Below are 8,537 nucleotides of genomic sequence, written 5' to 3'. Positions count from 1 at the left end.
TTGTGCGCGACTGGCTGGAGCAGACCTTGGTCAACGGCAAGCCCTGGGACAAAACACCCCCGGCGCCACGCGTGCCGCAGGAAGTTGTCGACAAAACCGCCGCCAAGTACCAGGAAGCGCTGACGCGGCTGACTGCCTGAGTCACTGCTTGGTCTAACGACTGCGGTGACGATTTTCTGGTCGCCTTCTCCTGCAAGGGCTGCGGCGTCTGCCCATCGTGCAACACCCGGCGCATGGCCGCGGCCGCAGCGCACCTGACCGATCACGTTTTGCCCCGCCTGCCGGTGCGCCAATGGGTGCTGTCGGTACCCAAACGTCTGCCCAAGCTCCTGTTTCATTACCTGCAGCGCGACAAGGGCGCACTCAATGCGGCGCTGCGCATCTTCTTGCGCGTGGTGCAGCAGAGTCTGCAGACCCATTGCCTCGGTGCGGCACAGTGTGACCCCGCCAGTCTGCACCTGGGCGCGGTCGCCTTCATCCACCGCTTTGGGTCCAGCTTGAACCCGCATGTGCACTTTCATGTGTGTGTGGTCGATGGCGTGTTTGAGGCGCTGCCAGACGGCGTGGCTTTTCACGCGGCGTCTGGACTTGATGAGGCTGCTATTTCTCAAGTGCAGGCCAACGTGCGCAAACGCATCTTGCGCGCTTTTGTGGCACGCGGCCATATTTAGGCCTGTGATGCCAAAGACATGGCTGCCTATGCCCACGGTGGTGGATTCTCTGTCGATGCCGGGGTGCGTATCGAAGCACCAGACCGCGCAGGGCTGGAGCGTTTGCTGCGCTATTGCGCCCGCCCGCCCTTCGCCATGGAGCGGCTCAAGCAGCGCGGCGCTGATCTGGTTTACCGCTGTGGCAAAGGCCACGCAGAGCCGCTGCTCTCAAGCAAGTATTCGGGTGAATTGGTGCTCACGCCCCTGGAGCTGATCGACCGCATCGCACACCTGGTGTCGCCACCCCGCACCCACCGACATCGGTACTACGGCGTACTGGCACCGAATTCGCCCTTGCGTGCGGCTGTGACGGCCATGGCGCAGGTGGCGTCGCCAGAGGTGTGCGCTCTCGTCACAGCGGTTACGCACACGGATGCAGGCACGACCGTCGCAAAGTCCAAACCGCGCCCGCCATCACACTACCTGTGGGCCGCGCTGATTGCACGTATCTACGCGGTGTTCCCGCTGATCTGTCCGATGTGTGGCGGCCAGATGCGCATCATCCCGTTCATCACCTTCAGCGCAGACATCCACAAGATACTGGATCACATCGGAGTCGACCCCTAAGCTCCGCGCATCACACCGGCACGCGGGCCGCCGCTGTGGGATGACTTCGCTGCGCCGCAGATGGGGGAGGGTGTGGATGCCGAGCCGGACTGGGATCTGGCAAACCAATCACCGCCCGACTACCCCGACGATCAGCGCACTACTTGGTGAGCCTCACAAGTGTGGCGACATCAGCCCGCCGGGATAGGGCCGTGTCTGCGGGCAGTCTCTGCTGTTCATGGTGGCTACGGCAGGGCAAATTCCTGGTAAATCAGACTGGCGACAGTGCGTATGCATGATTTGTGAGGCGCGTTCTGGATGCGATACTTGGACTCATGCGGTTGAATTTCCTATCCTTAGATTTAGGCTCGACTTAGACGCGGACCGGGCGTTGATGTATGTCAATTTGGTCCGACGCCAACCCGCTACAGTGAATTGGGAGAACAGGAAACCCACCCACACGGGAGCGTGAATCGTGCAATCAAAATCGGACAAGCAAGCACCAGGCCCATGGCACACGCTGGCTGCCGAGGCGGCGCTGGATTTGGCCCGCACATCGTCGGGCGGGCTTACCCAGGTTGAGGCCGACGCTCGCCTCCAGGCACACGGCCCGAATCGCCTGCCCGAACCGGCTCAGCGCAGCGCCTGGCTGCGGTTCCTGCTTCACTTTCACAACATCCTGATCTACGTGTTGCTGGGATCGGCAGTGGTCACCGCCGCGCTGGGGCATGTTGTCGACACCCTGGTCATCCTGGCGGTGGTGCTGGGCAACGCCGTGATCGGTTTTGTTCAAGAGGGCAAGGCAGAAAAGGCCATGGCGGCGATCCGCCACATGCTGGCGCCGCGCGCGTCGGTGCTGCGCGATGGCGATCGCCACACGGTGGACGGCGAGGCGCTGGTGCCTGGCGACCTGGTGTTGCTGGAGGCGGGTGACAAGGTGCCGGCTGACCTGAGACTGCTCCAAGCGCTCAATCTGCAGATCCAGGAGGCCTTGCTGACGGGCGAATCGGTGCCGGTCGAGAAGCACACGCGTCCCGTCACCGCCGATGCGGCCATTGGAGACCGCGTGTGCATGGCCTACAGCGGCACGCTGATCACCAGCGGCGCGGGTCGCGGCATGGTGGTGGCCACGGGCGCCGAGACCGAGATCGGGCGCATCAGCGGCATGCTTTCCCGGGTCGAGGTGCTTACGACGCCCTTGGTCAGCCAGATGAACATCTTCGCGCGTTGGCTCACCGTGCTGATTCTGCTGATCGCCGCTCTGCTGCTGGCCTTCGGTTACTTCGTCGGTCACTTCGCGTTTGGCGACATGTTCATGGCGGTGGTGGGCCTGTCTGTCGCCGCCATTCCGGAGGGCTTGCCGGCCGTGCTCACGATCACACTCGCGGTGGGCGTGCAGGCGATGGCGCGCCGCAACGCAATTGTGCGCCGCCTCCCGGCCATCGAGACCCTGGGTTCGGTCTCGGTGATCTGCACCGACAAGACCGGTACCCTGACGCGCAACGAAATGATGGTGGCTTCCGTGACCACCAGCGCCCATCAGTTTTCAATCGATGGCACCGGGTATGAACCGAGAGGAACGATCAGTCTGCATGACCACCCGGTCGATGGGCAGGAGCATCCCATCCTGCAGGAGCTGGCGCGCGCGGCGGCCCTGTGCAACGACGCTTCGCTGCTGGAGCGCGATGGTGTCTGGACGGTCGAGGGCGATCCCATGGAGGGTGCACTGCTGGCCTTGTCGGGCAAGTGCGGTCTGGAGGCTCGCCAGGAACTCGCCGCCTGGACGCGCACCGATGCGATCCCCTTCGACGCCCGGCATCGCTTCATGGCCAGCCTGAACCACGACCACGTGAGCCATGCGGTGATTTCGGTGAAAGGTGCGCCGGAGCAAATTCTGACGATGTGCGCCCAGCAGCGTGGCGCTGGACAAGGAACCGAGCCGCTGGACCTGAGCTACTGGCATGAACAAGCTGATCGCATCGCGGGGCTTGGCCAGCGGGTGCTGGCTTTCGCCGTGAGACCCGTCGCGCCGGAACACACCGTGCTCGCGTTTGACGACGTCAGCGGCCCTTTGGTGTTGCTCGGGCTGGTGGGGTTGATCGATCCGCCCCGCGCCGAGGCGGCCGAAGCGGTCGCCGAATGCCGCAGCGCTGGCATCCGCGTCAAGATGATCACCGGTGACCACAAGGGCACCGCTGCCGCCATCGGCCGGCAGATCGGCCTGCAGAATCCGGACAGCGTGCTGACCGGGAGCGACCTCGATGCCATGGACGATGTGGCGCTCGCCGCTGCCGTGGTCGAGACCGACATCTTTGCCCGCACCAGCCCAGAGCACAAACTCAGGCTGGTCATGGCCTTGCAGTCGCACGGCATGACGGTGGCCATGACCGGCGATGGGGTGAACGACGCGCCCGCGCTCAAGCGCGCCGACGCCGGCATTGCGATGGGGCTCAAAGGCAGCGAGGCCGCCAAGGAAGCCGCCGAGCTGGTGCTCGCCGACGACAACTTCGCGTCCATCGTCGCCGCCGTTCGGGAAGGACGAACGGTGTACGACAACATCAAGAAGGTCATCAGCTGGACGCTGCCAACCAATGCTGGCGAAGCCATGACGATTGTGGTGGCGCTGTTGTTCGGCCTGGCGTTGCCGATCACGCCGGTGCAGATCCTCTGGATCAACCTGATCACCGCGATCACGCTGGGTATGGCGCTGGCTTTTGAGCCCACCGAAGCCGGGACGATGCGTCGCACACCGCGCCGCAGGAACGAGCCACTGCTCTCGGGCGAACTCGTCTGGCACATCGTGCTGGTGTCGCTGCTGTTTCTGGGTGGGGTGTATGGCATGTACGCCTACGCGTTGGATCGCGGCTATTCGCTCGACCTGGCACGCACGATCGCGCTGAACACCCTGGTTGTGCTGGAGATCTTCCACTTGTTTTTCATCCGCAACATCTATGGCACCTCCCTGACCTGGCAGGCCGTTCGGGGCACCCCCATGGTCTGGACCACGGTGCTGGCGGTTGTGTTGGCGCAGTTCGCCATCACCTACGTGCCTGTGCTGCAAGGCATCTTTGCCACTGCGCCGGTGCCGTTCTGGGACGGTGTGCTGATCGTGGGCACCGGTGTCGCGCTGTTCGCGCTGCTTGAGTCCGAAAAGCAGATGCGCCTGGCCTTGACGCGCCGAGGGTCGGCCCCATGACACACCACCGTTCAACCGGGCACGGAGGTCGGGCAGCGATGCCCATGCCCTGCCTTGCCGCTGCCAATCACCCGTCATGACCGGTCCCTTCGCCGAGATCGCCTTGCTGCTGCTGATCGCGGCGCTGGTCGGCGCCCTTTTCGTGCGGCTGCGCCAACCCGTGCTGATCGCCTACATCGTTGTCGGCATTGCGGTGGGGCCAGCCGGCCTGGGCGTGGTTCAGGCACACGACCAGATCGATCTGCTGGCCCAGATCGGCGTCACGGTGCTGCTGTTTGTGGTCGGTCTCAAACTCGATCTGCACCATGTGCGCCACATTGGACCGGTGGCACTGGCCACCGGGCTGGGCCAACTGGCGTTCACCATCTGCTTTGGCTTCCTGCTGGTGCTGGGGCTGGGCAAGGACGTGATGGAAGCCATCTACATCGCGGTGGCGCTCACGTTTTCGAGCACCATCATCATCGTCAAGCTGTTGTCGGACAAGCGCGAGCTCGACTCGCTGCACGGGCGCATCGCCGTGGGCTTTCTGATCGTGCAGGACATTGCCGTGGTGCTGGCAATGATGGCCATGAGCGCCATGCGCGACCCGGGAGACGCCGGCGGTGCGGGCTCACTGCTGGGGGTCCTTCAGTCCTTGGGCCTGAGGTTGGTGGCTGCCGCCGTGTTCATGACCGTCTTCATGCGCTACGTCCTGCCCTGGCTGGTGTCGTTGATGGCGCGCTCGCAGTAGCTGCTGCTGGTGTTTGCCATCGCCTGGGGCGTGGCACTGGCCGCGCTGGGTGATTGGGCCGGTTTCAGCAAGGAAGCGGGCGCCTTCCTGGCCGGTTTTTCCCTGGCGTCCACTCCCTACCGGGAAGCGGTGAACGCGCGCCTCACCGGCATCTGCGACTTCCTGCTGCTGTTCTTTTTCGTCGATCTGGGCGCCAAGATGGACTTGTCCATGCTCGGCGCCGAGCTGGGCTCGGCGGCGGTGCTGTCGTTGTTCGTGCTGATCGGCAACCCGTTGATCGTGATGGCCATCATGGGCTGGATGGGCTATCGCAAGCGAACCGGGTTTCTTGCCGGCTTGACAGTGGCGCAGATCAGCGAGTTCTCCATCATCTTTGTGGCCATGGGCATCACACTCGGGCATGTGGGCGTCACCACGCTGGGCCTGACGACACTGGTCGGTCTGATCACCATCACCTTGTCCACCTACATGATTCTGTATTCGCAGGCTTTGTATGAGCGGCTGGCGCCCTGGCTGGGGATCTTCGAACGCCAGAGCCCTGCGCGCGAACTGGCGATCGAGACGCAAGGCAATGACACGACACGGGTGGATGTGGTCGTTATCGGGCTCGGCCGCTATGGCCGGCGTTTGCTGACCCAGCTGCGTGATGGCGGTATTGAAGTCCTGGGAGTGGACTTTGACCCGGAAGTGGTTCGCCCGCTGCGTGAAGCGAAGCTGGCGGCCCGCTTCGGCGATGGAGAAGACCCGGCGTTTCTGGAGTCGCTGCCGCTGCAGCAGGCGCGGTGGGTCGTCAGCAGCTTGCCCGCCTGGGAGTCCAACCGGGCGCTTCTGGACGCGCTGAAAACCATCGGTTTCGCTGGCCAGGTGGCGGCGGTCGCTCGCGACGCGGATCATCAACAACAGCTCCAGAACGCCGGCGTGACCCGAGTGCTGAACCCATTTGACGATGCCGCCGACGAAGCAGCACGAAGCCTGCGCAGTGACATCCTGACCACGGAGAAGACACCATGACCTCCGTCAGAAACCTACTGGCCGCCACCGATTTTTCCGATCCTTCGCGCCTGGCCGCCGGCCGAGCAGCACGGCTGGCCAGCGCAGCCGGTGCACGTCTGCACCTGGTTCACGCAGTCAGCGGCAGTGCGATGGCCAAACTGGAGCAGCTGCTGGGGCTGGAGAGCGCGGTGGAAGCGCAGCTGATCGAGCAAACCCAGCAGGCCCTGGATACCCTGGCCCAGGATCTGAGCACGGCGCATGGTGTGGCAGTTGACTGCGCTCTGCTGCAAGGGGCCGTGCTGGATGAGCTCACGCAGGAGGCCAACCGAGTCGAGGCCGACCTCGTGATCGTGGGCGCGCGCGGCGCCGGTTTCGTGCGGCACTTCCTGCTCGGCTCCACCGCGGAGCGGCTGCTGCGCAAGTCGGCGCACCCGATGCTGGTGGTCAAACAGCCGCCTCACGAGGCCTATCGGCGGGTGCTGGTTCCGGTGGATTTTTCGGCATGGTCGGCGACCTTGATCGAACTCGCTAGGGCGGTCGCACCGGGCGCTCACCTGATCCTCTTCAACGCCTACGAGGTGCCTTTTGAAGGCAAGCTTCGGTTTGCCGGAGTGTCCGAAGCCACCATCGAGAGCTACCGCTTGAAGTCCCGCCGGGCTGCCTCGCTCCAGCTACAGTCGCTGGCGGCGAACGCTGGCCTCAGGCCCGCCGAATGGTCGCCTTGCATCCCACACGCCGACCCCTCACAAGCCATCATTGAACATGAGCAGGCGCTTGGCTGCGACCTCATCGTCATCGGAAAACAGGGCCAGAGCATGACCGAAGACCTGTTGCTGGGCAGCGTGACCAAACACGTGCTAGTCGAGTCCTTTGGTGATGTGCTGGTCGCCACGTCAAAAAATGCCTGATGTTGTTTGGCCTGCAGCAGAGCGAGAACTACCACCCAAGCGCTGGACCCAGAGTGTGCTGACAATGCGCCACGCCATGGGCACCCGGGTGACCTGTGCCGTTCTGGCTGATCCACCTCGCCGCCTCAACCCAGAGATCAAACAAGGGCGACTTGCGTTCTTCTTCCAACCATAATCAGCATTGTCGGCATCGTGCTCTCGCTGGCCTTGTTGATGGCCTTGGCCTACTGCGGCGTTGGCGTGCTCCTGCTCGCGCCGTTGTGCGCGCTGCTGGCAGTCTTTTTCAGCCCGGCCGCACCGCTGCTGGCCAGCTACACCCAGGTCTTCATGCCGGCGCTCGGCGGCTTCGTGGTCGCGTTCTTTCCGCTCTTCCTGCTGGGCGCGGTAGTCGGCAAGTTGATGGAGGCCAGCGGGGCCGCCCTGGTCATTGCCCGGGTCATCGCGGGCGCGCTGGGTGCCCAGCGCGCCGTGCTGTCCATCGTTCTGGCCTGTGCAGTGCTGACCTATGGCGGGGTGTCGCTGTTCGTCGTCGCCTTTGCGGTCTACCCGATCGCCGCAGCGCTGTTCCGCCAGGCCGAGCTGCCCAAGCGCCTGATTCCGGCAACGGTTGCACTCGGTGCCTTCACCTTCACGACGACAGCCTTGCCCGGCACCCCAGCCATCCAGAACGCCATTCCGATGCCGTACTTCGGCACCACACCGTTCGCCGCGCCCGGCCTGGGTCTGATCGGCGCAGCGGTGATGCTGGTACTGGGCATGCTGTGGCTGAACCACCGAGCCAGAGCCGCCAAGGCAGCGGGCGAGGGCGATGGTCGGCACGAAGAGGACCACACTGGCGGCGCGCCTGCGACAACGTCCACGCCCCAAACTGTGGCCTGTGCCCGCCCAGCGCTGTCGTTCCAAAGGGCGATCGCGCCGGTGGTGCTGGTCATCGTGCTGAACTACCTGCTGTCCGCCTGGTTATGGCCAGCCCTGGACACGCGCTACCTGGCCCAGCCGCAGTATGGCCAGACCACGGTCTACGCGGTGCGCGGTATCTGGGCCGTGATAGGCGCGCTGGCGGCGGCCATCTTGCTATTGATGCTGCCGCTGCTGAGCACCGCGTTGCAGGTGGGTTATGGCGCGGTGATTGCGTCGCTCGCTGGCTTCGTGCTGCTGCGAGACGCCGTGCTGGGGATCGCGCCGGGCAATCCGCTGGTGTCGGTGTCGATAGCGGTCAACATCCTGGCCGGCATCACCGGTTCGGCTTCGGGCGGCATGAGCATTGCGCTGCAGACGTTGGGCGCCACCTGGCTCGAGATGGGACGTAACGTCGGCAGCCTTTGCCCTGACCAAAGGCATCATCATTGCCGACACCAAGTTCGAGTTCGGACTGGACGAAAACGGCACGCTGACCCTGATGGACGAGGTGCTGACGCCCGACTCCTCGCGCTACTGGCCGATCGAGGGCTATG

4 protein-coding genes and 4 pseudogenes are annotated in these 8,537 nt (G+C 64.3%); 7 read left to right on the top strand and 1 reads right to left on the bottom strand.

The genetic code is table 11. From position 1 onward, the window contains the following. The 6 genes and pseudogenes from ACESMT_RS13820 to ACESMT_RS13795 form a co-directional block, all read left to right on the top strand. Positions 1-140: pseudogene (locus tag ACESMT_RS13820) on the top strand (phosphoribosylaminoimidazolesuccinocarboxamide synthase); the annotation flags it as partial. An 18-nt stretch (positions 141-158) separates the two neighbouring features. Further along, a pseudogene (locus ACESMT_RS13815) lies at positions 159-1,427 on the top strand (transposase); the annotation flags it as partial. A gap of 304 nt (positions 1,428-1,731) precedes the next feature. Then, positions 1,732-4,452 carry a cation-transporting P-type ATPase gene (locus tag ACESMT_RS13810; protein ID WP_372827173.1) on the top strand — a complete coding sequence of 907 codons (2,721 nt, stop codon included), beginning with the start codon at positions 1,732-1,734 and terminating at the stop codon, positions 4,450-4,452. Between the two features lie 76 nt (positions 4,453-4,528). Beyond that, positions 4,529-5,629 (top strand): annotated as a pseudogene (locus ACESMT_RS13805) (cation:proton antiporter); the annotation flags it as partial. A 21-nt stretch (positions 5,630-5,650) separates the two neighbouring features. After that, positions 5,651-6,193: an NAD(P)-binding protein gene (locus ACESMT_RS13800; RefSeq protein WP_372827174.1), complete on the top strand. Its 543-nt coding sequence runs from the start codon at positions 5,651-5,653 to the stop codon at positions 6,191-6,193. After that, the gene (locus tag ACESMT_RS13795) at positions 6,190-7,083 is read left to right on the top strand and encodes a universal stress protein (protein WP_372827172.1); all 894 of its coding nucleotides are present in this window, start codon (positions 6,190-6,192) and stop codon (positions 7,081-7,083) included. Before ACESMT_RS13800 ends, ACESMT_RS13795 begins: the two co-directional genes overlap by 4 nt. Here ACESMT_RS13795 and ACESMT_RS13790 read toward each other — a convergent pair. After that, positions 7,069-7,902 carry a hypothetical protein gene (locus tag ACESMT_RS13790; protein WP_372827171.1) on the bottom strand — a complete coding sequence of 278 codons (834 nt, stop codon included), beginning with the start codon at positions 7,900-7,902 and terminating at the stop codon, positions 7,069-7,071. The two genes, ACESMT_RS13795 and ACESMT_RS13790, sit on opposite strands and share 15 nt — an antisense overlap. 490 nt (positions 7,903-8,392) lie before the next feature. Here ACESMT_RS13790 and ACESMT_RS13785 point away from each other — a divergent pair. Next, positions 8,393-8,537, top strand: a pseudogene (locus ACESMT_RS13785) (phosphoribosylaminoimidazolesuccinocarboxamide synthase); the annotation flags it as partial.

Origin of the sequence: Polaromonas sp. (assembly GCF_041689105.1) — a bacterium.
Classification (GTDB): Bacteria; Pseudomonadota; Gammaproteobacteria; order Burkholderiales; family Burkholderiaceae_C; genus Polaromonas.
Note: the sequence above shows the minus strand (reverse complement) of the source record. Positions and strands in the feature narration are given on the sequence as shown.